Below are 25,443 nucleotides of genomic sequence, written 5' to 3'. Positions count from 1 at the left end.
GATCATAGGTGTTGCCGGTGACCTCGGCGGTCGACAGCTCGAACGCCTCGCCCGGATCCATGGAGATGATGTCGTCGATCGCGAAACCTTCGACCAGCGTGTCGGCGGGCGTGACCGCACCGGCGGGCGCGCCGGCCAGAAGCAGCGCCGACATGGCGGCACCCGCGAGCAGGAAGCGAGAGCGTAGAGCAAGCTTTTCCATCATCATTGTGATTGTTCCCTGTTTTGTTGTTTGTTGACCTGAGTTCCCGGCTCAGGGTTGCGGAATTTTTTCGGGGCCTGGAGACGGCCCCTCTGCCCACTTACCGTCGTGGTTTTTGTCCAGTTGGTCAACACCATATCCGGCGGCCCCGTGGCGGGCAACGAGCATTTATACGACGGCTCATTGGGCCAGAAAGGCCGGTGGGGTGTCGACGCATAGGCCAGCCAATCGAGGCTGCCGATCGAGAAAAATCTGCTAATTTCGGAGCTATTTCAGCACTGCGACCAGGTCGGCGTCAGGGAAGCAGGTGGCGGCGCGGCCGTTCTTGGCTTGCCATATGCCGATCGAGCGGCGGGTCTTGAAGCCGGGCAGGCCATCGGCGCTGCCGACATCATAGCCTTTGGCCTCCAGCGCCCGCTGCAGGGCGGCGATGTCCGAACGGTGCAGCCCGCCGACCGCGCCCCAGCTGCCGGCGAAGTTCTGATCGCCATGGGCGATGCGATCGGCGCCATGGCCGATGAACAGCGCGTACAGGTCGCTGGTGTTGTATTGCTTCAGCACGTAGAAATTGGGCGTGGCGACAAAGGCCGGGCCGCTGCGCCCTGCCGGCATCAGCAGAAAGCCTTCGGCCTTCAGCTCACTCACTGGAAACGGTTTGCCGCCGACGCGCTTGATGCCCATATCAGCCCATTGCGAGATTTTCTTGCCCTGGTCCGGGCCTTCCAGCGAACAGGAAACGCTTTCCGGCACCGTCACCTCGAATCCCCAGCCACGACCCTTTACCCAGCCATAGTGGACGAGATAATTGGCGATCGAGGCCAACACGTCCGGCGTCGAGTTCCAGATGTCGACGCGGCCGTCGCCGTCGAAATCGACGGCATGTTTCAGGAACGAGGTCGGCATGAATTGCGGCTGGCCGAGCGCGCCGGCCCAGGACGATTTCATCGCGCCGACCGGAGCCAGCCCGCGCTCGACGATCTCGAGTGCGGCAAGCAGTTCGGTGCGGAAGAAGTCCTTCCTGGTCGACATGAATGCCTTGGTGCCCAGCACTTCGAAGGCGTCATAAGGCATCTTCGCCGCGCCGAATCCGGTCTCGCGGCCCCAGATCGCCAGCAGCACTTCGCCCGGCACGCCATAGCGCTTTTCGATGGCCGCAAGTGTCCTGGCATTGGCGGCTTCGCGCGCGCGCCCGCCCGCCGTCACCGCGCGAACCGTCTTCTCGGCGAAATAGGCGCCGGGTGAGCCGAATTCGGCCTGGTGCTGCTTCTGCGGCGTGGCCGCCTTCTCGCCCGGCTTGACCAGGTCCGGCAGCTTCAGATTGGGCTTGATGCCGTCGAAGGCGGCGTCGAAGGTGGTTTTGGAAATGCCTTTCGCCTTGGCCTGTGGCCAGAGGTCGTTCTGCAGCCAGGCGCGGAACTGGTCGTCGATCTTTGCGGCGGAGGCGGGGGTGGAAAAGACCGAGAGAAGAACTGCAAAAAAGGAAAACAGAACCAATCTGAGAGGTTTGCGTTCCTTCGCACCCCTCTCCGTCCTGTCGAGGGGGGTGCTTGGCACCAGCCTGGAAGGACGCGCAAAAATCATGACCCGCATCCCCTGCCGCAACTTTGTCAAAACGCCGTCCGCGAACGCAGCGCCGCGGCCAGCGTGCCCTCATCGAGATAGTCGAGTTCGCCGCCGACCGGCACGCCATGCGCAAGGCGCGTCACCTTGATGTCGAAGCCGGACAACTGGTCGGTGAGGTAATGCGCGGTCGTCTGGCCCTCGACCGTCGCGTTGACGGCAAGGATGATCTCCTTGACCTCGCCGCCGGCGACGCGATCAACCAGCGAGCGCATGTTGAGCTGCTCGGGGCCGATGCCGTCGAGCGGCGACAGCGTGCCGCCGAGCACGTGGTAGCGCACATTCATCGCCGCCGCGCGCTCCAGCGCCCACAGGTCGGAGACGTCCTCGACGACGATGATGGTGCCGGCATCACGGCGCGGATCGGTGCAGATCATGCAAGGGTCCGATGTATCGACATTGCCGCAGGTCGAGCAGATGCGCACCTTGTCGGCCGCCTCGGCCATGGCGGCGGCAAGGGGCGACAAAAGCTGCTCTTTCTTCTTGATCAGATGAAGGGCGGCACGCCTGGCCGAACGGGGTCCCAGCCCCGGCACCTTGGCCAGGAGCTGGATCAGACGTTCGATCTCGGGACCGGCGATTCGCTTCGACATCGCTCTGATCTAGAGCAATTCCAGGAAAAGTGCGAAGCGGTTTTCCGTCCGGAATTGCGTCAAAACGAAAAGCTGGAGCGGTTCACCGTTTCCGCGAAACGGTGAACCGCTCCAGGATTTTTCAGAGCGCTTTGGAACATCTGCATCCGCATGACCGCCATATTGGGCCTTGGCGGACCGCGGGGCGCAGATCAGTTGGTCTCGAGCGGCCGGCCCTGGCTGACAATCATCGCGCCAATGGCGTCTGTGTTCTCAGGCGTCGACTGGAACCCCATCGACGCCTCTTGCGGCGCGTCTTGAACCGACGAGATGACCCTTGTGTTCAAGCTTCCGCCAAAACGCGCGGCATCCGGCTCTTCCATCGGCTCCTGCATCGCCACCACCGTCGGCTCTTGCGAGACACGCGCGGATTTCGCGGCCGGCGCGGCGGCGGCGGTCACATAGGTCTGCTGGGCGGGAGCGGATCGAACGGTTGCCGTCCTGGCTGGACGCACCGGCTCGGCGGACGCGACCATCGTCACCGGCGCGGCTGACTTGTCGGGCGCCGCCGAGGCAATAGCGACCTGCGGCTCATCCGGCAGCGGCTGCCAGTTGCGGCCGCGCTTCTCGTAGAAGGCATTGCCGCCGGCAACCATGGTGTAGTGCATGTTCTTGTAGGGGAAGCGGAGGCCGGCTGTGTGGAAGAACATGGTGTTCTTGAGCTTGGACTTGCGCTCGCCCTTCAGCACCGCGTCGGCGGCTTCCTCGACATCGGGCATTGCGCGTGAATTCATCGGCCTTGTCATGACACCTGGCGCGAACTGCCCGGGCTCGCCCACCACTTGGCAGATGGTGCTGCCATGGTTGCCGGAGCGCAGCCGGTTCATCACCACCGTGCCGACCGCGATCATGCCGTCGCGGCTCGAGCGGTTCGACTCGAAGAACATCGCCCGTTCCAGGCATTCCTTGTCCTTCGGCGTGTGGCTGTAGGCCCCTGAACTCAGGAAACCCGGCGTGATGGCGTCGGTCAGGCTGGCGACGGACATGCCGTGTGAAGTGGTCTGGCTGCAGGCAGCCAAAAACAGGGGTGAAATGACGGCGCCGAGCAACAGCGGCGTCTTCCATCGCGTGGAAATCAACAGGTAACCCTCTCACTTCGTGCCCGCCCCCAGGCTGCGGCAAGAATGAGACACTTTCGGGCAAAATGATGGCCAAAACGTTATTAACAACGTACTGTTGCCAAATTGGCACAATTTCGTGGCTTTCCAGATAGATCGAGCCGTCATTTCACAAAAGCGATGACCGCTCTCTCTTTGTTTCGCCGCAATTGCCCCAAGGGAAAGCACCACGCGATTTTTCCTGAAGCGATCTACCGCCCGGCCGCTATCGCGGCCGGCTGGCCAGGCTCAAGCTCCTCGACCCTCTCCGAAAACAGGCCGCGCCGGAGGAACAGCGTCCGCGCCTCCCTGGCCGTCGGCGCGATCTTTCCCGGCCAGTCGCTGTCTATGAACTCAGCCTTGGTGAAGTCCGGATTTGTCTCGCTTGCCGCCTCGAGGAATTCGGCGATCTCCAGCACGATCGCGCGCTCGTCCTTCGAAAGCGCCGATGTGCCGGCTTCGATCGATGGGCGATGGAGGAAATCCTCGAACAGATAGAAATAACCCTTGATGCCGACGAGATCGACGCCGTCGTCACAATCGGCCAGGATTTCCAGGATCTCGTAGATCCTGTTGCGGATACGCTGCTCGATCAGTCTTTCGGACGGCTCTTCGGCCATGGCCGCACCGAAGGCTAGAAGGGCAGTTTCATTCCCGGCGGGATCGGCAGGCCCGCGGTCAGCGCCTTGGTCTTTTCCTGCATGATCTGCTCGACCTTGGTCTTGGCGTCGTTGTGAGCGGCCAGCACCAGGTCTTCCAGGATCTCGACATCGTCTTCCTTGAACAGAGACGGATCGATCTTCAACGACTTCATCTCGAATTTTCCGGTCAGCGTCACATTGACCAGGCCGCCGCCGGCCTGGCCGGACGCTTCCAGCGTGGCGATCTCGTCCTGCATGGCCTGGAACTTGGCCTGCATTTCCTTCGCCTTGCCCATCAGGCCGAGAAGATCTTTCATGGTCGGGTCCTTTGCGGATTCGTGGCTGGATCAGGGTTCATCGTCGTCAGCCGGCGGCTCGACCGGCACTTCGGCCTCTGCCGTTTCGGCTTCCGGCGCGTCCGGAATGCGCACATCGATGATCTTGGCACCGGGAAAGCGCGCCAGGATGGCGGCCACTGTCGGGTCGCTCTTGGCATCGAGAAAAGCCGTCTCGCGTTTGGCCGATTCCATTTCGGCGAGCGTCTGGCCGCCCTCTTCCTTCGACAGCGAGACAAGCCAGCTGCGACCGGTCCAGGCGCGCAATTTCGTCGTCAGGTCGTTGAGCAGCATCTTGGGCGCATCGCTGGTCAGGCCAACGTCGATGCGGCCGGGCTCGATGCGTACAAACCGGATGCAGCTTTTGACCAGCACCTTGAAGGCGATGTCGCGCTGCGCGTCTGCCAGGGCAATGATGTCGGCCAGCGATTTCAGCGGCGCCGATTGCGCCTCCGTGACCGGCTCCGGCGGAGCGACGTAGGCAACGGGCGCAGGCGAGGCTTCGACCAGCCGCATGGTCTGCGCGCCGCCCGGGCCAGACGGCATGCGCGTCTGCGCCACCGCGCTGACGCCGTTGCCGTTGCCTCCTCCCCCTGCGGGCGCCCCATTTGGGCGCAGCGCGCCATTCTGCACCGGCGCGGCGCCTTCAAGCGATCTCAACGCCTCGTCCAGCGTCGGCAGGTCGGCGGCATGCGCCAGCCGGATCAGCACCATTTCGGCGGCACTGACCGGCCGGTTGGAGGACTGCACCTCTGGAATGCCCTTGAGCAGCATCTGCCACGTCCGCGACAGCACCCTGACCGACAGCGTCCTGGCGAAATCGGCGCCGCGCTGCCGCTCGTCCTCGGATAGCGAGGCATCCTCGATGGCCGTCGGCACGAAACGCAGCCGGGTGACGAGGTGGTTGAATTCGGCAAGGTCGGTCAGCACGGCGGCCGGATCGGCGCCGGTATCGTACTGCGCACGGAATTCGCCAAGGGCTGCCGCCACATCGCCTTTCATCACATGTTCGAACAGGTCGACGATGCGGGCGCGGTCGGCAAGCCCCAGCATCGCCCGAACCGCGTCGGCGCCGACAGAGCCGGCGCCATGGGCAATCGCCTGGTCGAGGATGGAGAGCGAATCACGAGCCGAGCCCTCGGCGGCGCGCGCGATCATCGCCAGCGCGTCGTCGTCGACCGAAATGCCCTCCTTGGCCGAGATCGAGGCGAGATGCCCGACCAGCGCGCCGGCGTCGATGCGCCTCAGGTCGAAGCGCTGACAGCGCGACAGGACGGTGATCGGAACCTTGCGGATTTCGGTGGTGGCAAAGATGAATTTGACGTGCGGCGGCGGCTCTTCCAGCGTCTTCAGAAGGCCGTTGAAGGCCTGCGTCGACAGCATGTGCACTTCGTCGATGATATAGACCTTGTAGCGGGCCGAGACCGGCGCGTAGCGCACGCGCTCGATGATGTCCCTGATGTCGTCGATGCCGGTGTGCGAGGCGGCGTCCATCTCGATGACGTCGACATGGCGGCCTTCCATGATCGCCTGGCAATGTTCGCCGAGGACGGCAAGGTCGACCGACGGCTGGTCGATATCAGTGGTTTTATAGTTCAGGGCGCGCGCGAGGATGCGCGCCGTCGTCGTCTTGCCGACGCCGCGCACGCCGGTCAGCATCCAGGCCTGGGCGATACGGCCGGTGGCAAAGGCGTTGGTGAGGGTGCGCACCATCGGCTCCTGGCCGACCAGCTCGGAGAAGTTCGAAGGACGGTACTTGCGTGCCAGCACGCGATAGGCGGCGGCCTTGCCTATCTCCAGGCTCTTTGGTCCCGAATTTCCGGCTTCGCTCATACGCCCGTAAAGCTCCAAATGGCCGCGCCCGAAGGCGGCCGATTCCTGCGCATAGTCTCGCCCGCGCTGCAATGCGTCGTCAATGTCGCGAGAGGGGCCGATGAGGTGGGAGGCTGGAACAATGACCCGTTCCGGGCTCGTTAGGGCTGCTTCCTTCCGGACCTGACCCGGTTGGCGAGTGGATCGTCCACCACCAACCTCCCGCTTTCCATATCGGCAATTGCGCGACGAAATGCAAGTGCGCCGCAGAAATCGCAAAAATATGGAATTGGCGCACCAAAGCGTGAGGGGCGCAATGATTCGCTTGCAGCCCCCCTGCCGCCGCTCTAGCGTTCCTGCGTTTGAGGAAAACAAGAAAAGCAAGGGAAACGCCGATGCTGCCGGGCCTGAAGGCCGGATTCACGCTGGACGCACGGCTGGAGGCGGACAGCGAGCAGTTGATGTGGCTTGGGCTGTGCGAGCTGCGGGTGATGAACGACCGCCGCTGGCCCTGGTTGCTGCTGGTGCCGCAGCGCCCCGGCGCGGAGGAAATCCACGACATGACGCCGCTCGACCAGGCGATGCTGACCTTCGAGACCAATATGGTGGCGCAGGCGCTGAAGAAAGCGACCGGCTGCACCAAGATCAACACCGGCGCGCTCGGCAACATCGTGCGCCAGTTGCACATCCATGTCATCGCGCGTTCTGAAGGCGATCCCGGCTGGCCAGGTCCTGTGTGGGGACATGGCCTGCGAGAGCCCTATCAACGTTCCGACTTGCGACGGTTTGCCGAAACGATCAAGGCGGCGCTATAAGCGTTCCCCGTGTCCATCCCTCAACATATTCCAGAGTCCCCATGAGCTTCCGCCTGTTTGACGCGCCTTTGCGCGAGCCGAGCCAGTTCGTCGGCTTCGCCGGCAACACGATCGACCGGCAGTCCGAGAACCGCGCCGACGATTCGGTCGACAAGGCGCTGGCCGATCCGGCGACGCGGCTGCTTCTGATGCATGGCGGCCGGCTCTATCTGAAGCTCGGCGATGGCGGCGCTCTCGATCCCTGGTTCGGTGCGACCGAGAGCGAGCCCTTCAAGGTTTCCCTGGCGCAAGGCATCCTGCTCGGCTTTTCCGAACGAGGACCGGTGCTGGCCGTGCCCGCCGGCGTCGAACCCGAACAGCTTCCGGAAACAGTCAAGGCCATCGACTACCGCTCGGTCTACATGCAAGGGCTGATCGACGAGGCGGCGGCCGGCGCGATGGCGCAAGGGGCGGCTTTGCTCGCCTGGCATGCCAGCCATCGCTTCTGCAGCAAATGCGGCACGGAATCGCAGATGCGGGCCGGCGGCTACAAGCGGCATTGCCCGAATTGCGGCACCGAGCATTTTCCGCGCACCGACCCGGTGGCGATCATGCTGACGGCGACGCGGGAGAAGTGCCTGCTCGGGCGCGGCCGTCATTTCGCGCCTGGCATGTATTCGGCCCTCGCCGGCTTCATCGAGCCGGGCGAGACGATCGAGGCGGCGGTGCGCCGCGAGACGCTGGAAGAGGCCGGCATCCGGCTTGGCCGCGTCGTCTACCACGCCAGCCAGCCCTGGCCGTTCCCCTATTCGCTGATGATCGGCTGCTTCGGCGAGCCGCTCAATGACGATATCCAGGCCGACCTCAACGAGCTTGAGGACTGCCGCTGGTTTTTTCGCGACGAGGTGCGCCGGATGCTGGAAAGGACGCACCAGGACAATCTGATCACGCCGCCGAAAGGCGCCATTGCGCATCACCTCATCCGCGCCTGGGTCGATTCAGAATGATGGCAGCGAACACCTAAAGACATTGCAGGAGCAGGACATGATCCGTCACACCGTCGTTTTCACGCTGAAGCATCCGCCGCATTCGCTGGAGGAAAAGCGGTTCCTGGTCGACGCCAAGAGGATCCTCACCGCGATCAGGGGCGTCACGCATTTCGAGCAATTGCGGCAGATCAGCCCCAAGAACGACTATCGTTTCGGCTTCTCGATGGAGTTCGCCGACCAGGCCGCCTACACCAGATACAACGACCATCCAGACCATGTCGCCTTCGTGCGCGACCGCTGGGTGCCGGAGGTCGAGACCTTCATGGAGATTGACTATGTCCCGCTGGGCGCGGTGATCTAGTCCGCAACCTTCCACTGCTCACGCGACTCGCTGGCCGGATAGACGCCGAGAATGCGCACTTCGCGCGAGAAGAAACGAAGCTCGTCCAGCGCCAGCTTGACCAGCGGGTCGTCGGGGTGGCCCTCGATGTCGGCGTAAAACAGCGTCGCCGTGAAAGCGCCCAGCTGGTAGCTCTCCAGCTTGGTCATGTTGATGCCGTTGGTGGCGAAGCCGCCCATCGCCTTGTAGAGCGCGGCCGGCACGTTGCGGACGCGGAAGATGAAGGTCGTCATCATCTTGACGTCGGGCGAAGGACGCTCGGCCCATTGCTTGTTCTTGGTCAGGACGACAAAGCGGGTGACGTTTGAGTCGGTGTCCTCGACGTTTTGCTCGATGATATCGAGCCCGTAGAGGGTCGCGGCCAGGGCCGGCGACAGCGCCGCCATGCTGCGGTCCTTGACCTCGGAGACCATTTTGGCGGCGCCGGCCGTGTCGCCGGCGACGATCGCCTTCCAACCGTTCTTGCGAACGTATTTGCGGCACTGGCCAAGCGCATGGATGTGGCTGTGCACCGTCTTGATCTCGTCGCGCTTGACGCCTGGCAGCACCATCAGCTGGAAATGGATCGGCAGGAAATATTCGCCGACGATGTGCAGCTTCGATTCCGGCAGGAGATGATGGATATCGGCGACGCGCCCGGCAATGGTGTTCTCGATCGGGATCATGGCGAGGTCGGCCTTGTTGGTCTCGACCGCGTTGAAGGCATCCTCGAAGGTCGGGCAGGGCAACGGCTCCATCGAAGGGAACATGTTGCGGCTGGCGGTGTCGGAATTGGCGCCCGGTTCGCCCTGGAAGGATATTCTGTTGGTCTTTTCAGGCATGCCGATATCTCAGGTTGAAAGGATTGTTCTGGCGCGTTCGAGGTCTTCAGGCGTGTCGACGCCGAGCGGCAGCGACTGGACGATCTCGGCGTCGATGCGCATGCCGGCTTCCAGCGCCCGCAACTGTTCCAGCCGCTCGCGCCGTTCGAGCGGCGACGGCTTCAGCGCGACGAAACGCTCGAGTGCTTCGCGGCGATAGGCGTAGAGGCCGACATGATGGTAGAGCGGCCCCTCGCCCCAAGGCGCCGTGGCACGGGTGAAATAGAGCGCCCTCAGCCTGCTGCCGGAAAGCGGCGAGCCGACGATCTTGACGACATTGGGATTGGTCTTTTCCTCATCGCGGACGATCTCGACGCCGAGCGTGGCGATATCCACCGCACTGTCCTCGAAAGGCCTGAGCGACGCGGCGATGATCCGGGGATCGATGGTCGGCAGGTCGCCCTGCACATTGACGATGGTTTCGACCTTGCGCCCGGGGTCGAGCGCGACCAGCGCCTCGTGGATGCGGTCGGAGCCGGATTCGTGATCCATGCGCGTCATCACGGCCTCGAAACCGTGCGCGCGCACCGCTTGCGCCACGCTTTGCGTGTCGGTCGCCACCACCACCCGGCCAAGGCCGGCTTCGGCGGCGCGGCGGGCGACATGGACGATCATCGGGGCGCCGGCGATGTCGGCCAGCGGCTTGCCCGGCAGGCGGGTCGAAGCCATGCGGGCCGGGATCAGGATCAGCGTGGACATTTCGGGTGCAAGGCGTCTCGAAAGAGGACAGGGAAAGTGGCAAAAGGTCTCACTGGAAGCGCCCTTATAGGTGTTGCAACGCCGCAGCAAAAGACCTAGTTTCCGCCCGATTTGACCGCCCTGGCAGGGCGGGTCACGATACCGACGGACGGAGTGGACGGTTCTGTCCGCCGGAAAAGGGAGCAAGGGGCGTATGGATTCCAACGAAGTCAACAAACTGCTCGCCGGATTGCTCGGAACCGTTTTCGTCGTCTTCTCGGTCGGCATTGTGTCCGATGCGCTGTTTGCGTCGCCGGCGCCGGAAAAGCCTGGTTTCGCCATCGAGGCCGCCGAGCCCGCCGAAGGCGGTCCGGCCGCGCCCGCCGCCGCGGCCAAGCCGATCGCCGATCTGCTGGCGACCGCCAATGTCGAGCAGGGTGCCGCCGTCTTCAAGAAGTGCCAGGCCTGCCATTCCGGCGAAAAGGGCGGCCCCAACAAGGTCGGCCCGGACCTGTGGGACCTCGTCGACCGCCCGGTCGCCGAGCATGAAGGCTTTGCCTATTCGGCCGGCATGAAGGAATTCTCCAAGGGCGGCACCGAGAAGTGGACCTACGACAACATCAACCACTTCATCACCTCGCCGAAGAAATTCGTGAAGGGCACCGCCATGGGCTTCGCCGGCCTGCCCAAGGACGAGGACCGCGCCAACGTCATCGCCTATCTGCGCACGCTGTCCGACAATCCCAAGCCGCTGCCGGCACCAGGGGCTGCCGCCGATGCAGGCGCCAAGCCTGCCGATGCAGCCGCTCCGGCAAAGCCGGCTGAGGGTGCCGCGCCGGCCGCTCCCGCCGCCCCGGCTCCGGCCGCACCGGCACCGGCGCCTGCCCAATAATTTCGATATCATCTCAACGACCTTGAAAAAGCCGGGTTCAGCCCGGCTTTTTTATTGGGAAAACCGCATAGGCGGCGACAAAGCCGCGCATGACGGTTTTCACGAGCGCCAAATCATCTAGATTGCCCATGAACGGGCATCGCGAAGAGGATAGTGCATGACGGTTGGCCGAACGCTTCTCAAGTCGTTGCTGGCGGCAGCCCTTCTGGCGGCGGGATTGCAGGCTGCCCGCGCCGACGAATGGCGCACCACCTCATCGCTGATCGGCGAGTCCAAATACGGCGCCAATTTCCAGCACTACGACTACGTCAATCCGAACGCGCCCAAGGGCGGCACGCTGAATTCGGTGGAACTCGGCACCTTCGACAGCTTCAATCCTTTCATCGCACGCGGCACCCCTGCCGCAGGATTGAACTATCAGGGTGGGCTCCTCTACCAGTCGCTGATGGCGAAATCCCTTGACGAGGGCAGCGTCAACCATCCCGAGATAGCAGACGCCTACAAGTACCCAGCCGATTTTTCATCCGCAACTTATCGGCTCGACCCGCGTGCCAGATGGCATGATGGCCAACCGATCACCGTGGATGACGTGATTTGGTCATTCAACTTTCTCAAAAAGGAAAGTCCGCAGTTCAACCGCTATTTCGCCAACGTCACCGAGGCGGTCGCCGTTTCAGATCGGGAAGTCGAGTTCCGTTTTGATCAGAAGGGCAATCGCGAGTTACCGCTGATCATGGCGGATGTGGTGGTGCTGCCGAAGCACTGGTGGGAAGGCACCGATGCCAACGGCAAGAAGCGCGACATCACCCAGCCAAGCCTTGAAATCCCGCTCGGCTCTGGACCCTACAAGATCGAGAGCTTCAAACCTGGTTCGGAAGTCGTCTGGCGACGCGTTCCGGACTTCTGGGCCGCCGATCTGGCCATCAATGTCGGGCGCAACAACTACGACACCAGACGCTACACCTACATTCTCGATGACAACGCCGCGTGGCAAGCCTTCACCAAAGGCGGATATGAGGACATCCAGGCTGAAAACAGTGCGCGATTATGGATGACGCGCTACAATTTTCCGGCTCTCAAAGCCGGCGATGTCATCAAGCGGGAGTTCAAGGCGACATCACTCGCCTCGATGCAAGGTTTCATGCTGAACACGCGACGGACAAAGTTCCAGGATCGGCGCGTGCGCGAGGCGCTCGGTTACGCCTTCGACTTCGAAACCTTGAACCGCACCCAATCCTTCGGCCTCAACACCCGCTCCAACAGCTATTTCATGGGCAGCGAACTTGCTTCGAGCGGACTGCCGCGGGGCAAAGAATTGGAGATCCTCAATCAATACAAGGGCAAGCTCCCGCCAGAACTGTTTACCCAGGAGTTCAAGCTTCCGGTCTTCGATAGCCCGAAGGCCGAGCGGTCGTACCTGCGCGAAGCGATCGATCTGTTTGCGGCGGCGGGTTGGAAAATCCAGAATGGCCGTATGACCAATGAGAAAAGCGGGGAGCCTTTTACCGTCGAGATTCTGGGCTTCGACCAGGGCGCCGAACAAACGGTCAATCCATTTGTAAATATGCTGGGAAAGATCGGCATCTCGGCTTCGTTCAGGATAGTCGATACCAGCCAGTACATCGCTCGCGTCAACAATTTCGACTACGACGTCATAACCTCTCGGCTGCCGCAGTCGGACTCGCCGGGCAATGAACAACGCGAGTACTGGAGTTCGAAGGCAGCCGATACACCGGGCTCACGAAATTACGCGGGGATCAAGGACCCAGTGGTCGACGCACTGGTTGAACGCGTTATCTTCGCGACGGATCGCGACGACCTGCTCGCCGCCACTCATGCGCTCGACCGGGTTCTGTTGTGGAATTTCTATTGCGTCCCGCAATTCACCCGATCCGTAACCTGGCTGGCCTACTGGAACAAATTCGGCATCCCGGAAAAACAGCCGACTTACTTGGGTCCCGACATCGATTCCTGGTGGATCGACCCGGACAAGGAGAAGGCGCTGGCGGCCAAATACAAGGGCGGCAATTGATGGCGGCCCTGCCTCGCCGCGACTTTCTCGCCCTGGGCAGTGCCGCGGCAGCCGCTGCCCTGTTGCCGGGCCGGGCCTTCGCCGACATTGCGACCGGCATCAAGCTGCATGGCCTGTCCGCCTTCGGCGACCTCAAGTACAAGCCCGATTTCGCGCATTTCGACTACGTCAATCCGGACGCGCCCAAGGGCGGCCAGATGAATTTCGCGCCGCCGAACGCAACCCTCAATCAGAGCTTCCTGACCTTCAACACGTTGAATTTCCTGGTGTTGAAGGGTGAGGCGCCGCCGCGCGCCGAACTCTGTTTCGATTCGCTGATGACAAGCGCGCTCGATGAGCCGGATGCAGTCTATGGCCTGCTTGCCGAAACCGTTGCCCTGTCGCCAGACCGCAACGGTTTCCGCTTCGTGCTGCGACCGCAAGCGCGTTTCCACGACGGCTCGCCGCTGACCGCGCAAGACGTTGTCTTTGCGCTGAAGCTCTATAAGGACAAGGGCCATCCGAACCTTTCCCAGGCGTTGCGGTACATGACCGACGTGGTTGCGGTCGATCCCACCACCGTCGATCTCACCCTCAACGGCAAGCAGTCGGCGCAAAACGTCCTTGCGATCGTGGGGATGCCGATCGTCTCCAAGGCCTTTTACACGGCCAATGATTTCGATGCTTCGACCATGACGCCGCCGCTTGGCTCGGGACCCTACAAGATTGGACGCGTGGCGGCCGGACAGACGGTCGAATATGACCGCGTCGCCGATTATTGGGGCCGCGATCTCCCGGTGAACCGCGGCCTCTACAATTTCGACCGCATCCGCATCGACTTCTATCTTGACCGGCAGGCGGCATTCGAGGCCTTCAAGAAAGGCGACACGCATTTTCGCGAGGAATTCACCTCACGGGTATGGGCGACCGGATACGACTTTCCGGCGCTGAAGGACGGCAAGGTCCTCAAACGGGAATTTCCCGGCGAGAAGACGCCAGACATGCAGAGCGTCGCGCTGAACCAGCGTCGTCCGCAATTCCGCGATGAGCGGGTGCGGCGGGCGATCGCCAGATGTTTCGATTTCGAATGGATGAAGCGGGCCTTGTTTTACGGCTCCTACGAGCGTTCTCAATCGAACTTCGAACGATCGGATTACAAGGCCGAAGGCCTGCCCTCGCCTGACGAATTGGCCCTGCTGGAGCCATTCCGGGCCGAGTTGCCGCCAGAGGTTTTCGGTGAAGCGGTAACACAGCCCCTGTCCGACGGTTCGGGCCATGACCGCAAGCTGCTGGGCGAGGCTTCGAGATTGCTTGCGCAAGCCGGCTGGAAGCGCGACGGCAGTTTCGTCGTCAATGACAAGGGTGAGCGGCTGCGGGTCGAAATGCTGGCGGAGGACGATGGCATCGTTCGTATCTACACCCCGTGGTCGGAGAATATGAAGGCGATCGGGATCGACGCATCGATCCGGCAAATCGATTCGGCGCAGTATGAGCAGCGGCACAGCAATTACGACTTCGATCTTGCCTTGCTGCATTGGTCGATCGGGGCGACGCCGACTGACGACAGCCTGCAGATGCTCTATGATTCCCGCATGGCGAAAATCCCGGGGCAGCGCAACTATCCCGGCACCGAAAGCAAGGCCATCGACGCCCTGATCGCGGCAGCAGCCAAGGCGAAAGACCGTATAGAACTCGTCACGGCGCTCAGAGCGCTCGACCGGGTCTTGCGCGCGCGGCTGGACTGGATTCCAACATACTATCTGGCGAATCACCGCGTCGCCTATTGGGACATGTTCGGCTTTGTCGAACAGAAGCCTGATTTCGGCTTTCCGGTCGAGACGCTGTGGTGGTTCGATAAGGGCAAGGCGGCAAGAATTGGCAAAGGCTGAGATGTTCGCTCAACGAGGGCAGAAGGCCTGATGGGCGCCTATATCCTGCGCCGCATCCTTTTGATGATCCCGACGCTGTTCGGCATCATGGCGATATCCTTCGCCGTCATCCAGTTCGCCCCCGGCGGTCCGGTCGAACAGGTCATCGCCCGGCTGACCAATCAGGGCGGCAGCGACCGCCTCGGCGGTGGTGGCGGCGACGCGGGTGCCGGCGGCAATTTCGATGCCGCCGGTGACGTCAGCTCGAAATATCGCGGTGCGCAGGGGCTCGATCCGGAATTCATCAAGAAGCTGGAAAAGCAGTTCGGCTTCGACAAGCCGCCGCTCGAGCGCTTCGGCATGATGCTGTGGAACTATGCCCGCTTCGATTTCGGCGACAGCTATTTCCGCGACATTTCGGTGCTCGACCTGATCCTGGAAAAAATGCCGGTGTCGATCTCGATCGGGCTGTGGATCACGCTGTTGTCCTATTTGATCTCGATCCCGCTCGGCATCCGCAAGGCGGTCAAGGACGGCACTCCCTTCGACGTCTGGACCAGCGGCGTCGTCATTGTCGGCTATGCCATTCCGGGCTTCCTGTTCGGCATCATGCTGATGGTGCTGTTTGCCGGCGGGTCTTTCTGGGACTGGTTTCCGTTGCGCGGCCTCACCTCGGACAATTGGGATCAATTGTCGTGGTGGGGAAAGATCGTCGACTATTTCTGGCACATGACATTGCCGCTGACCGCGCTGGTGCTGTCGGCCTTCGCCACCACGACGCTGCTGACCAAGAACTCGTTCCTCGAAGAAATCCGCAAACAGTATGTGGTGACGGCGCGGGCCAAGGGTCTGTCGGAACGGCAGGTGCTCTACGGCCACGTCTTCCGCAACGCCATGCTGATCGTCATCGCCGGTTTTCCCGGCGCCTTCATCTCGGCCTTCTTCACCGGCTCGCTGCTGATCGAGAACATCTTCTCCCTCGATGGCCTCGGTCTGCTCGGCTTCCGGTCGGTGGTCGAGCGCGACTATCCGGTGGTGTTCGCCAATCTCTACATCTTCTCGCTGCTCGGGCTGTTCGTCGGGCTCTTGTCCGACCTGCTCTACACCTGGGTCGATCCGCGCATCGATTTCGAGCGGAGAGACGTCTGATGTCGGAGGCTACAGTCCCCGTCGACGCGGCACCCGCGCGGATCAAGCGGCCGTTTCTGTCGCCGCTCAACAAGCGCCGCCTGCAGAACTTCAAAGCCAACCGCCGCGGCTACTGGTCGCTGTGGATCTTCCTCGTCCTGTTCGTGCTGTCGCTGTTTTCCGAGTTCATCGCCAACGACAAGCCGATCATCGCTTCCTACAAGGGCGAAATCCTGTTTCCGGTGTTGGTCGCCTACCCCGAGGAAAAATTCGGCGGCTTCTATGCCGTCACCGACTATCGCGATCCGGTCATCCAGGACGAGATCAACGCCAATGGCTGGATGATCTGGCCGCCGGTGCGCTACTCCTATCAGACGGTCAACAACGCTATTCCCGAAGCAGCACCGGCCAAGCCGTCGTGGCAGTATGACGCCAAGACACGCTGCAATCAGTATCCGCAGGGTGCTGCCGACCCCGCCTGCATCGTCGGCAACTGGAATTGGCTCGGCACCGACGACCAGGCGCGCGACGTGCTGGCGCGCGTCATCTACGGCTTCCGCATTTCGGTGCTGTTCGGCCTGATCCTGACCGCCGGCTCCGCCTTGATCGGCGTCGCGGCCGGCGCCGTGCAAGGCTATTTCGGCGGCTGGACGGATCTCTTGTTCCAGCGTTTCATCGAGATCTGGTCCGCCATCCCGGTGCTCTATCTCCTGCTCATCGTCGCCGCCATCCTGCCGCCGGGCTTCTTCATCCTGCTCGGCCTGATGCTGCTGTTTTCCTGGGTGGCGCTGGTCGGCGTGGTGCGGGCCGAGTTCCTGCGCGCCCGCAATTTCGAATATGTCAACGCGGCCCGGGCGCTCGGCGTGCCCAACCGCACCATCATGTTCCGGCACCTGTTGCCCAACGCCATGGTGGCGACACTGACCTTCATGCCCTTCCTGCTCTCGGGCTCGATCTCGACGCTGACCTCGCTCGACTATCTCGGCTTTGGCCTGCCGCCCGGCTCCGCCTCGCTCGGCGAATTGCTCAAGCAGGCGCAGCGCAACCTCAATGCGCCGTGGCTCGGCATTTCCGGCTTCGTCGTCATCTCGCTGATGCTGTCCCTGCTGGTCTTCGTCGGCGAGGCGACGCGCGACGCCTTCGATCCGCGCAAGACGTTCAGATGAGCGAAGCCCCCTTGCTCAGCGTACAGGACCTCAGCGTCGCCTTCAGCCAGGGCGGCGGCCAGTCGACGGCTGTCGACCACATCTCGTTCGACATCGCCAAGGGCGAGACGGTGGCGCTGGTCGGCGAATCCGGCTCCGGCAAATCGGTCTCGGCGCTTTCGGTGCTGAAGCTTTTGCCCTATCCAAGCGCCAGCCACCCCTCGGGAAAGATCGTGTTCCAGGGCAACGACCTGCTGGCGATGGGCGAGAAGCAGTTGCGGCAGGTGCGCGGCAACAAGATCACCATGATCTTCCAGGAGCCGATGACCTCGCTCAATCCGCTGCACACGATCGAGCATCAAATCGTCGAGATCCTGAAGCTGCACCAAGGCATGGCCGACCGCCCCGCCAAGGAGCGCACGCTGGCCCTGCTCAACGAGGTTGGCATCCGCGATCCGCACAAGCGCCTCGATGCCTATCCACACCAGTTGTCCGGGGGCCAGCGCCAGCGCGTGATGATCGCCATGGCGCTGGCCAACGAGCCCGAACTTCTGATCGCCGACGAGCCGACGACGGCGCTCGACGTCACCGTTCAGGCGCAGATCCTCGAACTGCTGGCCGGCTTGAAGAGCCGCAAGGGCATGTCGATGCTGTTCATCACCCATGATCTCGGCATCGTGCGCAAGATTGCCGACCGCGTCTGCGTGATGACCAAGGGCAAGATCGTCGAGACCGGCCCGACCAAGGAGATTTTCGCCAATCCGCAGCATGCCTACACAAGGCATCTGCTGGCGGCCGAGCCGAAGGGCAAGCCGCCGGCCGCCAATGCCGACGCCAAGCCGGTCATGACCGGCAAGGACATAAAGGTCTGGTTCCCGATCAAGCAGGGCTTCTTCCGCCGCACCGTCGACAATGTGAAGGCAGTGGACGGCATCGATGTCACCGTGCGCGCCGGCCAGACGCTCGGCGTGGTCGGCGAATCCGGCTCCGGCAAGACGACGCTCGGCTTGGCGCTGGCGCGCATGATCTCGTCGACCGGCATGATCCAGTTCAACGGTCGCGACATCAACCAGCTGTCCTTCAATGCAATGCGGCCGCTCAGGCGCGAATTGCAGATCGTCTTCCAGGATCCGTTCGGCTCGCTCAGCCCGCGCATGTCGATCGCCGAGATCATCGAGGAAGGCCTCAAGATCCACGAGCCGAAGCTGTCGCCCGACGAGCGCGACGACAAGGTGGCCGCCGTGCTGAAGGAGGTTGGGCTCGATCCGGCGACCCGCAACCGCTACCCGCACGAGTTTTCCGGCGGCCAGCGCCAGCGCGTTGCCATCGCACGCGCCATGGTGCTCAACCCGCGCTTCGTCATGCTGGACGAGCCGACATCGGCACTCGACATGAGCGTGCAGGCGCAGGTTGTCGACCTGCTGCGCAGCCTGCAGGCCAAGCACGATCTCGCCTATCTCTTCATCAGCCATGATTTGAAAGTCATCCGGGCGCTCGCCAACGACGTCATCGTCATGCGCAATGGCAGGATCGTCGAAGCCGGCCCTTCCCAGCAGATTTTTGAAAATCCGCAAACCGACTATACTCGGGCGCTGATCTCGGCCGCCTTCAAGATCGAGACGGCACCGGTCGGCATCGTCAGCGAGTGATTTGCGTAAAGAGGGACTAGAGGACCGCAATGGAAAAAGGCCGCATCCTGCTTGCCGTCACCGGCTTTCATCCGCAGCGCTGGCGCGACCTGCTGTCGGCCGAACGCGAGGTGGTGCTGGAGCCGGACGGCGCCAGCGACCCCTCGATCACCTATGCCGTTGTATGGAAGCAGAAGCCGAACATCCTGGCGTCGCTGCCCAATCTGCGCGCCATCTTCTCGATCGGCGCCGGCGTCGACCATATCTTCGCCGATCCCGGCCTGCCCGACGTGCCGATCGTCAAAATCGTTGCCGACAACCTCACCCAGTACATGACGGAATATGTCGTCTGGCGGGTGCTCGACCATCACCGCCAGGGCCTGCTCTACCGGTCGCAGCAGTCGAAGAAGATCTGGCATGAGCCGCAGCAGAGGCCTGCCGGTGACATTTCGGTCGGCATCATGGGCCTCGGCAGTCTCGGCCGCGCCGCGGCCTCGGTGCTGCTCTCGCTCGGCTTTGCCGTCAATGGCTGGTCGCGCAGCGACAAGGCCATGCAAGGCGTCGCGACCTATTCCGGCGAAGCTGGATTGATCCCCTTCCTCAAGGCAACCGACATCCTGGTGGTGCTTCTGCCGCTGACGCCGGAGACCAAGGGCATCATCAACTACGGCGTGCTGAAGGAGCTGCGGAAACGCAACGGCCTCGGCGGCTCGGTGCTGATCAATGCCGGGCGTGGCCGCCTGCAGAAGGATGCCGACATTTTGCGGGCGCTGGATGACGGCACGTTGAAGGAGGCAAGCCTCGACGTGTTCGAGGTCGAACCGCTGCCGAAGACCAGTCCGCTGTGGGGGCATCCGAAAGTGTTCGTGACGCCACACGCGGCGGCGACCTCCGATCCGGTGCATCTGGCGCCGATCATGCTGCGCCAGATGGACGCCTTCGAACGCGGCGAAAAGCTCGACAATCTGGTGGACCGCAAGGCGGGGTATTAGCTAGCCGGGCAGAGCGAGCTTCTTCTGCTTGTTTGGCTGGCCGCAGTCGCGTCGATCGATCGACCGGTTCATGGCATCGATCTCACCGCTCGCCTTGTCGGTATCGCGCTTGGCCTTCGAGCGCATGTCCGGCGTGAACGGGCCGAAGCCCATCGCCGGATTGGAGAAGGTCGGCTTGGCCTTGATCGGCAGGTTGTATTGCTGCGCCAAGCCATTGCGCTGCGCCAGCAACTGGTCGCACGGCACGCTGTCGTATTGCAGGGACGACTGGACGTTCGCATCCTGCTGTTCCGACATCGAAGTGCCACCGACACAGCCGGCGGTCAGCAGGCAAGAGGCCAAGATCATCATGTTCCAGCGCATCGGCTATGCTCCTCCTGATATCCCGCCCTGACGCGAGCAGATCGCAAATATCAGTCGCGCATGCAAATCGGACTTTTTCACAGCAGGAATATTTGCGAGGCGGCGAGGCTGCCCCTCCGCAGGCGCGCGGCTGACGGAGCATCAAACGAAAAACCCGCCTGTCCGGCGGGTCACTGGCGCAAATCAGCACCATCGGCGAAAATGTACCATAGCTGAGGGCAGGGTGTCAAGAAAAAATTCCTATCGCACCCGACGAAAAGCTGCCGACACCGCCGACCGGCTGTCGTCAGGTCTTTTGTTCAGCTGAGTTCGGAGCCCTGACCACAACGACCAACCCGTTGACGTGTTCCCCGCGATCCTGCCGGATCGCGGTTGGTTCCAGTGACAGGACCGAAAGCCCGTTGGCGGCCAGCACGTCGAGCACATAGCGTTGCGCATGCGCATAGCGGCGTGACGGCAGCAGCGCAAAATCGCCATCGCCAGCCAGCGTCTCGACGGAAAACGCGAACAGGCCATCCGTGGCCAGCAGGCCGGCAATCGTCTTCACCACGCCGCCCAGCGCACCGACATAGATGAAAACATCGGCCACCGTCACCAGATCGGCTTTCGGACCGGCATAGGGAAGATCCCGCAGATCGGCCTTGTCGAGGAAATCGTAGACGCCCTTGGCCCGCGCCTTTCTCAGCATTTTGGCCGAAATGTCATACCCCTCCAGCCGGTCGGCGATCGGCCGCAGCCTCTGCCCCATCAGGCCTGTGCCGCAGCCGAGATCGAGCGCCAGCGCGAAGCGGCCCGGCCTTGCCGCTCGAATGGCCTGGTCGAGCATCCCAGGCAGGCGGTAACCCAGCCTGCCGACCAGGGACTCGTCGAAGCTCTCGGCATAATGGTCGAACAAGGTCTCGACGAAGGCGCTGGGGAGCGCATCGACCGCCGGCGCCATGCCGATCAATTGCAGGTTCAGTGCAGCGCCTTGACGATCCGATGGATCGAGTTGCAACGACATCGTCCACGCCTGTGCGGCCAGATCCGCCGCGCCCGCCGCCTGCTGCATCTCGCCGAGGCGAAACCAGCCCATCGCCCATTGCGGCGTTATTTCCAGTGCACCGAGCAGCAATTCCGCCGCCGCCGCATGATCGCCATCAGCGTGCAGCATCTCGGCATAGTCGGCGCGGCGATCGGCGTTCAAGTCGCCTGACGAGGCCTGAAGCGGTTTCATGGCGGCGGGTCCTGCCGGCGGATCGAGCCGGCGGTGCTCTATGCGGGAGTCAGCAGTGACTTACAACAGGCTTCCCGCCGCGGAATTATATCCTATCTTGGAGACCATGCGCACCAGTGTTCTGCTTCATCCCCGGCCCGAGGGCCTCTATTGCCCGCCGGGCGATTTCTTCATCGACCCGGTGCGGCCGGTCAACAGGGCACTGATCACGCATGGCCATTCCGACCACGCGCGTTCCGGCCACCGCTCGGTGCTGGCGACGCAGCAGACGCTCGACATTATGGGGCTGCGCTACGGCGAGGATTTCGCTGGAACAACACAAGCGGCAAGGCTCGGCGAGACGATTGCCCTCGATGGCGTCAGCGTCAGCTTCCATCCGGCCGGCCATGTGCTGGGCTCGGCGCAGATAGCGGTCGAGCATCAGGGCACGCGCATCGTCGCTTCCGGCGACTACAAGCGGCAGAGGGACGCGACCTGCGCGCCATTCGAGCCGATCCCGTGCGATGTGTTCATCACCGAAGCGACGTTCGGCCTGCCGGTGTTTCGCCATCCCCCCGACACCGAAGAAATCGCCCGCCTGCTGAAATCGGCCGCGCAGTTCCCCGAACGCTCGCATCTGGTCGGCGCCTATGCGCTGGGCAAGGCGCAACGGGTGATGCGGCTGTTGCGCGACGCCGGCTACGACAGGCCGCTCTACATCCATGGCGCGCTGGCCAAGCTCAGTGAGTACTACCAGAGCCAAGGCATCGATCTCGGCACCCTCGAACCGGCGACCGTCGAAAGCGGCGGCAAGGATGATTTTGCCGGCGCCATCGTCGTCGGCCCGCCTTCGGCCTTCGCGGATCGCTGGGCGCGGCGGTTTCCCGATCCGATCTCGTGCTTTGCGTCAGGCTGGATGCGTATCCGCCAGCGCGCCAAGCAGGGCGGCGTCGAACTGCCGCTGATCATCTCGGACCATGCCGACTGGGATGAGCTGACCGCCACCATCAAGGAGACCGGAGCCGAAGAGGTCTGGGTGACGCATGGCCGCGAGGAGGCGCTGGTCCGCTGGTGCGAGCTCAAAGGCATCGCGGCGCGGCCGCTGCACCTGGTGGGCTACGAGGACGAGGGCGATTGATGACACCTTTGGCTGATTTTGCGCCCTACGGCGCCCCCCTCTGTCCTGCCGGACATCTCCCCCTCAAGGGGGGAGATCGGCTGCTTCGACGCTGCGCTCATTCTCGCGACGTTGGAGATTGGCGAAAGCAGTGGGGATATCCAATCTCCCCCCTTGAGGGGGAGATGTCCGGCAGGACAGAGGGGGGCGCGACAGAACGCGACGTTCCCAGATTGGCGAGGTTCACGCCGCCATGAACCGCTTCGCCGAACTTCTCGACCGCCTGGTGCTGACGCCGTCGCGCAACGGCAAGCTGACCTTGCTGACCGACTATTTCCGCAGCGTCGAGGATCCCGATCGCGGCCTGGCGCTGGCTGCCATCACTGGCGATCTCCACATCGCCGCGGTCAAGCCGGCGATGCTGCGCATGCTCGTCACCGAGCGCATGGATCCGGTGCTGTTCGGCTATTCCTACGACTATGTCGGCGATCTCGCCGAAACGGTGTCGCTGGTCTGGCCGCAAACGCCCGGAAACATCCCGAACCGCGAGCCGACGCTTGGCGAGGTTGTCGCCAAACTGCAGGCGGCAAGCCGCTCCGACGGGCCCAAGGTGCTGGCGGGGCTGCTCGACAGCGCCGGCATCTCGGCACGCTTTGCCATCATCAAGCTGGTCACCGGCGGCCTGCGCATCGGCGTGTCGGCGCGTCTGGCCAAACAGGCGCTGGCGGATTTCGGCAAGGTCGAGGTCGCGGAGATCGAGGAGCTCTGGCACGGGCTGTCACCGCCTTACACAGCGTTGTTCGCCTGGCTGGAAGGCAAGGCCGAAAAGCCCAGGAACACGGCGTTGGCATTGTTTCGCCCGGTGATGCTGTCGAACCCGGTCGGCGACGGCGATCTCGAAAAGCTCGATCCGGCCGATTATGCCGCCGAATGGAAATGGGACGGCATCCGTGTCCAGGCGGTGGCGGAGGGCGGCATCCGCCGGCTCTATTCGCGCACCGGCGATGACGTTTCGGGCGCCTTTCCGGACCTCGCCGAGGCCATGCATTTTTCCGCAACGCTGGACGGCGAACTGCTTGTCGGCGATCCCCGGGAGGCGACGGGAACCTTCTCCGATCTGCAGCAACGGCTGAATCGCAAGACGGTGGCACCGAAGATGCAGCAGCAATACCCGGCCTTCATGCGCTGCTACGATCTGCTCCAGGTCGGCGGCGAGGATTTGCGCGCGCTGCCGTTTCGCGAACGGCGCGGCCGGCTGGAAAGCTTTGTCGCGACACTCGACCCGAGCCGTTTCGATCTGTCGCCATTCGTCGACTTCACGGACTGGCAAACGCTGGAGGAACTGCGCCGGGCGCCGCCGCATCCGATCATCGAAGGCGTCATGCTGAAGCGCTGGGACTCAGCCTATGTCGCCGGCCGGCCGAAAGGTCCGTGGTTCAAGTGGAAACGCGATCCGCACACAGTGGACGCGGTGCTGATGTATGCGCAGCGCGGCCACGGCAAACGGTCGAGCTTCTATTCCGACTATACGTTCGGTGTCTGGACAGGTGCCGAAGGCGAAGAAGAACTGGTACCGGTCGGCAAGGCCTATTTCGGCTTCACCGACGAGGAGTTGAAGCAGATCGACAAATATGTCCGCGACAACACGATCGAGCGTTTCGGGCCGGTGCGCTCGGTGCGGGCCGACCGCGACAACGGCCTGGTGCTGGAAGTCGCCTTCGAAGGACTGAACCGCTCGACCCGGCACAAATCCGGCGTCGCCATGCGCTTTCCCCGCATTTCGCGATTGCGCTGGGACAAGCCGGCCAACGAGGCCGACCGCATCGAAACGCTGCAGGCGCTGCTCGACCGATAATTAGCGCGGTGCGGGGTTCGCTATGGCTCGATCGAAACGCGGATTTCGTAGATGTCGGCGGCCTTGCCCTGCTTGTCGAAGTCGGAATTGATGGCAATGGTGCCGGCCGAGCCCGGATGCTTGTCGGGAAACTGCACGTCGAACAGATATTCGTTCTGCTGCTGGCCGACCGCATAGCGCTTGCGGCCGCAGTCGCCGAGTTCGCCGAAATTGCAGTCGACCGAAATCTGCGTCTCCTTGCCTTCTTCGGAGCGGGCAATGATGTCGAACACGGCATGTTTGCCGGCCAGTTTCTCCAGCACGCCTTGTCCGACGTCGAAGCTGATCGCCGAACCGGACGCGCCGGAACGGATGCGCAGGAACGAACCGGTATCGTCCTTCATCACCTCGGCCCTGGCGTCCGATGGCGCACTGACATGCGATGCATCGGCCGGCGAAAACACATTGATCCAGTCGCGCGACTGGTCGGCGGCGCCGGGTTTTGCCGGACCGCCGTCGGCCGGTGTGAAATCGTCGTCCTCGACGGTCGGCGGCGCTTCAGGTGGTGCGGTGTCGAGTTGGGCCGACGTCTTGAACACGCCGGTCTGCACGGCGAAGAACAGGCCGATGCCAACCGCTGCCAGCAGTGTCACGGTCAGGAAGATGGCGGTCAGCGGCAGGCGACGCCCTCTTATGCGTCTTTCATCGCGGTCGGGCGCCACTTCCGTGGTCGCGCCGGCCGCGGCCGGAACCGACATGTCGATGGCCGGTGCATCGGGAAGCGAGGCGTCCGGCATGATGTCGGGAACGACGGGCAGGACGCGCGAGCGCGGCGCATCGGCAGCGGATTGCACGGGGCCGTCGACGACGACATCGGGGGACGATGCCTGTCGGCCGGTTTCGACCGCGGGCGCCGAGTCCGCTCCGAGTTCGACCGCCGGTGCATCGCCCTGCGGGCCGACATCCGGCACCGCCGGCAGGAACTCGGATTCGATTTCGGTGATTTTCGCCTGGATTGCCTTGCGGCGCTTGATGGCGACCTCAACGGTCACACCGGGATTGGCCTGGAGCGCGCGATCAAGCGCGGCAAAAGCCGAGCGATAGACCCTCTCGCGGAACGCGCGGTCCTCGGCATTGCCTTTCTCCAAGGCGTTCCGGATCGCTTTTTCGATCGCGTCCAAGCGGGTCCCTCTGTCTTTGCCTACCTTGC

Annotated in this window: 23 protein-coding genes, 1 other RNA gene and 1 pseudogene; 12 read left to right on the top strand and 13 right to left on the bottom strand. The window is 63.0% G+C overall.

The window, feature by feature from the left end:
- The 8 genes and pseudogenes from EN990_RS19825 to ffs form a co-directional block, all read right to left on the bottom strand.
- Positions 1 to 208, bottom strand: a pseudogene (locus EN990_RS19825) (ABC transporter substrate-binding protein); the annotation flags it as partial.
- Positions 209 to 469: 261 nt separating this feature from the next.
- Positions 470 to 1,783: a lytic murein transglycosylase gene (locus EN990_RS19820; protein WP_024503438.1), complete on the bottom strand. Its 1,314-nt coding sequence runs from the start codon at positions 1,781 to 1,783 to the stop codon at positions 470 to 472.
- Between the two features lie 26 nt (positions 1,784 to 1,809).
- Positions 1,810 to 2,415 (bottom strand): recombination mediator RecR, encoded by a 606-nt coding sequence (recR, locus tag EN990_RS19815; RefSeq protein ID WP_013527928.1) that lies wholly within the window; start codon positions 2,413 to 2,415, stop codon positions 1,810 to 1,812.
- A 191-nt stretch (positions 2,416 to 2,606) separates the two neighbouring features.
- Complete coding sequence (locus EN990_RS19810; protein WP_013527929.1) at positions 2,607 to 3,533, bottom strand: cell wall hydrolase; 927 nt, start codon at positions 3,531 to 3,533, stop codon at positions 2,607 to 2,609.
- Positions 3,534 to 3,763: 230 nt separating this feature from the next.
- Positions 3,764 to 4,171 (bottom strand): hypothetical protein, encoded by a 408-nt coding sequence (locus EN990_RS19805; protein WP_127368035.1) that lies wholly within the window; start codon positions 4,169 to 4,171, stop codon positions 3,764 to 3,766.
- 14 nt (positions 4,172 to 4,185) lie between these two features.
- The gene (locus tag EN990_RS19800) at positions 4,186 to 4,509 is read right to left on the bottom strand and encodes a YbaB/EbfC family nucleoid-associated protein (protein ID WP_013527931.1); all 324 of its coding nucleotides are present in this window, start codon (positions 4,507 to 4,509) and stop codon (positions 4,186 to 4,188) included.
- A gap of 30 nt (positions 4,510 to 4,539) precedes the next feature.
- Complete coding sequence (locus EN990_RS19795) at positions 4,540 to 6,360, bottom strand: DNA polymerase III subunit gamma/tau (protein ID WP_127368036.1); 1,821 nt, start codon at positions 6,358 to 6,360, stop codon at positions 4,540 to 4,542.
- A gap of 105 nt (positions 6,361 to 6,465) precedes the next feature.
- Positions 6,466 to 6,562: signal recognition particle sRNA small type (gene ffs, locus EN990_RS19790), an RNA gene on the bottom strand.
- 172 nt (positions 6,563 to 6,734) lie between these two features.
- On the opposite strand from ffs, the gene EN990_RS19785 reads away from it, so the two are divergent.
- Genes EN990_RS19785 through EN990_RS19775 form a run of 3 tightly spaced genes read left to right on the top strand, consistent with a single transcriptional unit; the run spans position 6,735 to position 8,483 of the window.
- Positions 6,735 to 7,154: an HIT family protein gene (locus tag EN990_RS19785; RefSeq protein WP_013527933.1), complete on the top strand. Its 420-nt coding sequence runs from the start codon at positions 6,735 to 6,737 to the stop codon at positions 7,152 to 7,154.
- A 41-nt stretch (positions 7,155 to 7,195) separates the two neighbouring features.
- Positions 7,196 to 8,140, top strand: a complete 945-nt coding sequence (nudC, locus tag EN990_RS19780; protein ID WP_013527934.1) for an NAD(+) diphosphatase — start codon at positions 7,196 to 7,198, stop codon at positions 8,138 to 8,140.
- 37 nt (positions 8,141 to 8,177) lie between these two features.
- Positions 8,178 to 8,483 carry a Dabb family protein gene (locus EN990_RS19775; RefSeq protein ID WP_027161785.1) on the top strand — a complete coding sequence of 102 codons (306 nt, stop codon included), beginning with the start codon at positions 8,178 to 8,180 and terminating at the stop codon, positions 8,481 to 8,483.
- On the opposite strand, the gene EN990_RS19770 is transcribed toward EN990_RS19775, so the two are convergent.
- Both EN990_RS19770 and EN990_RS19765 read right to left on the bottom strand, forming a co-directional pair.
- Complete coding sequence (locus EN990_RS19770; protein WP_013527936.1) at positions 8,480 to 9,343, bottom strand: prephenate dehydratase; 864 nt, start codon at positions 9,341 to 9,343, stop codon at positions 8,480 to 8,482. The genes EN990_RS19775 and EN990_RS19770 overlap by 4 nt on opposite strands.
- Before the next feature lie 9 nt (positions 9,344 to 9,352).
- On the bottom strand, positions 9,353 to 10,081 hold the full coding sequence (locus tag EN990_RS19765; RefSeq protein ID WP_027161787.1) for a 3-deoxy-manno-octulosonate cytidylyltransferase: 729 nt from the start codon (positions 10,079 to 10,081) through the stop codon (positions 9,353 to 9,355).
- A 193-nt stretch (positions 10,082 to 10,274) separates the two neighbouring features.
- Between EN990_RS19765 and EN990_RS19760 the strand changes: the two genes are divergently transcribed.
- From EN990_RS19760 to EN990_RS19730, 7 genes are all read left to right on the top strand, one after another.
- Positions 10,275 to 10,952, top strand: a complete 678-nt coding sequence (locus tag EN990_RS19760) for a cytochrome c family protein (RefSeq protein WP_013527938.1) — start codon at positions 10,275 to 10,277, stop codon at positions 10,950 to 10,952.
- A 157-nt stretch (positions 10,953 to 11,109) separates the two neighbouring features.
- Positions 11,110 to 12,984, top strand: coding sequence for an extracellular solute-binding protein (locus EN990_RS19755; RefSeq protein WP_063169976.1), 1,875 nt, complete (start codon positions 11,110 to 11,112; stop codon positions 12,982 to 12,984).
- A complete protein-coding gene (locus EN990_RS19750; protein WP_127385031.1) occupies positions 12,984 to 14,852 on the top strand; it encodes an extracellular solute-binding protein in 1,869 nt (622 codons plus the stop codon). The genes EN990_RS19755 and EN990_RS19750 overlap by 1 nt, the downstream gene beginning before the upstream one ends.
- A gap of 30 nt (positions 14,853 to 14,882) precedes the next feature.
- The gene (locus EN990_RS19745; protein WP_013527941.1) at positions 14,883 to 15,980 is read left to right on the top strand and encodes a microcin C ABC transporter permease YejB; all 1,098 of its coding nucleotides are present in this window, start codon (positions 14,883 to 14,885) and stop codon (positions 15,978 to 15,980) included.
- A complete protein-coding gene (locus EN990_RS19740; protein WP_027161790.1) occupies positions 15,980 to 17,125 on the top strand; it encodes an ABC transporter permease in 1,146 nt (381 codons plus the stop codon). Before EN990_RS19745 ends, EN990_RS19740 begins: the two co-directional genes overlap by 1 nt.
- Positions 17,122 to 18,753, top strand: coding sequence for an ABC transporter ATP-binding protein (locus EN990_RS19735; protein ID WP_013527943.1), 1,632 nt, complete (start codon positions 17,122 to 17,124; stop codon positions 18,751 to 18,753). The genes EN990_RS19740 and EN990_RS19735 overlap by 4 nt, the downstream gene beginning before the upstream one ends.
- A 29-nt stretch (positions 18,754 to 18,782) precedes the next feature.
- Entirely contained in the window at positions 18,783 to 19,724 is a 942-nt protein-coding gene (locus EN990_RS19730; RefSeq protein ID WP_127366681.1) for a glyoxylate/hydroxypyruvate reductase A, read from the top strand.
- Here EN990_RS19730 and EN990_RS19725 read toward each other — a convergent pair whose 3' ends face one another.
- Both EN990_RS19725 and EN990_RS19720 read right to left on the bottom strand, forming a co-directional pair.
- The gene (locus EN990_RS19725) at positions 19,725 to 20,087 is read right to left on the bottom strand and encodes a hypothetical protein (protein WP_127369629.1); all 363 of its coding nucleotides are present in this window, start codon (positions 20,085 to 20,087) and stop codon (positions 19,725 to 19,727) included.
- 286 nt (positions 20,088 to 20,373) lie between these two features.
- Positions 20,374 to 21,303, bottom strand: a complete 930-nt coding sequence (locus EN990_RS19720) for a methyltransferase domain-containing protein (RefSeq protein ID WP_127369628.1) — start codon at positions 21,301 to 21,303, stop codon at positions 20,374 to 20,376.
- 106 nt (positions 21,304 to 21,409) lie between these two features.
- On the opposite strand from EN990_RS19720, the gene EN990_RS19715 reads away from it, so the two are divergent.
- Positions 21,410 to 22,420, top strand: a complete 1,011-nt coding sequence (locus tag EN990_RS19715; protein ID WP_013527947.1) for a ligase-associated DNA damage response exonuclease — start codon at positions 21,410 to 21,412, stop codon at positions 22,418 to 22,420.
- Between the two features lie 232 nt (positions 22,421 to 22,652).
- The gene (locus EN990_RS19705; protein WP_024503421.1) at positions 22,653 to 24,254 is read left to right on the top strand and encodes a cisplatin damage response ATP-dependent DNA ligase; all 1,602 of its coding nucleotides are present in this window, start codon (positions 22,653 to 22,655) and stop codon (positions 24,252 to 24,254) included.
- A gap of 20 nt (positions 24,255 to 24,274) precedes the next feature.
- Here the strand turns inward: EN990_RS19705 and EN990_RS19700 are convergent, their stop codons facing one another.
- Positions 24,275 to 25,414, bottom strand: coding sequence for a hypothetical protein (locus EN990_RS19700; protein ID WP_164753685.1), 1,140 nt, complete (start codon positions 25,412 to 25,414; stop codon positions 24,275 to 24,277).
- Positions 25,415 to 25,443 lie beyond the last annotated feature (29 nt).

This window comes from Mesorhizobium sp. M7A.F.Ca.US.005.03.1.1 (genome assembly GCF_003997975.1).
Taxonomy (GTDB): Bacteria; Pseudomonadota; Alphaproteobacteria; order Rhizobiales; family Rhizobiaceae; genus Mesorhizobium; species Mesorhizobium ciceri.
This window is presented reverse-complemented; position numbering and strand designations above follow the sequence as displayed.

Bases quoted from the DNA above. Each gene is read 5' to 3' on its own strand.
- EN990_RS19770 (WP_013527936.1), bottom strand. From the start codon at position 9,343: ATGCCTGAAAAGACCAACAGAATATCCTTCCAGGGCGAACCGGGCGCC.
- EN990_RS19725 (WP_127369629.1), bottom strand. From the start codon at position 20,087: ATGCGCTGGAACATGATGATCTTGGCCTCTTGCCTGCTGACCGCCGGC.
- EN990_RS19800 (WP_013527931.1), bottom strand. From the start codon at position 4,509: ATGAAAGATCTTCTCGGCCTGATGGGCAAGGCGAAGGAAATGCAGGCC.
- EN990_RS19785 (WP_013527933.1), top strand. From the start codon at position 6,735: ATGCTGCCGGGCCTGAAGGCCGGATTCACGCTGGACGCACGGCTGGAG.
- EN990_RS19715 (WP_013527947.1), top strand. From the start codon at position 21,410: ATGCGCACCAGTGTTCTGCTTCATCCCCGGCCCGAGGGCCTCTATTGC.
- EN990_RS19730 (WP_127366681.1), top strand. From the start codon at position 18,783: ATGGAAAAAGGCCGCATCCTGCTTGCCGTCACCGGCTTTCATCCGCAG.
- nudC (WP_013527934.1), top strand. From the start codon at position 7,196: ATGAGCTTCCGCCTGTTTGACGCGCCTTTGCGCGAGCCGAGCCAGTTC.
- EN990_RS19795 (WP_127368036.1), bottom strand. From the start codon at position 6,360: ATGAGCGAAGCCGGAAATTCGGGACCAAAGAGCCTGGAGATAGGCAAG.
- EN990_RS19755 (WP_063169976.1), top strand. From the start codon at position 11,110: ATGACGGTTGGCCGAACGCTTCTCAAGTCGTTGCTGGCGGCAGCCCTT.
- EN990_RS19820 (WP_024503438.1), bottom strand. From the start codon at position 1,783: ATGATTTTTGCGCGTCCTTCCAGGCTGGTGCCAAGCACCCCCCTCGAC.
- EN990_RS19765 (WP_027161787.1), bottom strand. From the start codon at position 10,081: ATGTCCACGCTGATCCTGATCCCGGCCCGCATGGCTTCGACCCGCCTG.
- EN990_RS19775 (WP_027161785.1), top strand. From the start codon at position 8,178: ATGATCCGTCACACCGTCGTTTTCACGCTGAAGCATCCGCCGCATTCG.
- EN990_RS19705 (WP_024503421.1), top strand. From the start codon at position 22,653: ATGAACCGCTTCGCCGAACTTCTCGACCGCCTGGTGCTGACGCCGTCG.
- EN990_RS19750 (WP_127385031.1), top strand. From the start codon at position 12,984: ATGGCGGCCCTGCCTCGCCGCGACTTTCTCGCCCTGGGCAGTGCCGCG.
- EN990_RS19805 (WP_127368035.1), bottom strand. From the start codon at position 4,171: ATGGCCGAAGAGCCGTCCGAAAGACTGATCGAGCAGCGTATCCGCAAC.
- EN990_RS19735 (WP_013527943.1), top strand. From the start codon at position 17,122: ATGAGCGAAGCCCCCTTGCTCAGCGTACAGGACCTCAGCGTCGCCTTC.
- EN990_RS19720 (WP_127369628.1), bottom strand. From the start codon at position 21,303: ATGAAACCGCTTCAGGCCTCGTCAGGCGACTTGAACGCCGATCGCCGC.
- recR (WP_013527928.1), bottom strand. From the start codon at position 2,415: ATGTCGAAGCGAATCGCCGGTCCCGAGATCGAACGTCTGATCCAGCTC.
- EN990_RS19760 (WP_013527938.1), top strand. From the start codon at position 10,275: ATGGATTCCAACGAAGTCAACAAACTGCTCGCCGGATTGCTCGGAACC.
- EN990_RS19740 (WP_027161790.1), top strand. From the start codon at position 15,980: ATGTCGGAGGCTACAGTCCCCGTCGACGCGGCACCCGCGCGGATCAAG.
- EN990_RS19745 (WP_013527941.1), top strand. From the start codon at position 14,883: ATGGGCGCCTATATCCTGCGCCGCATCCTTTTGATGATCCCGACGCTG.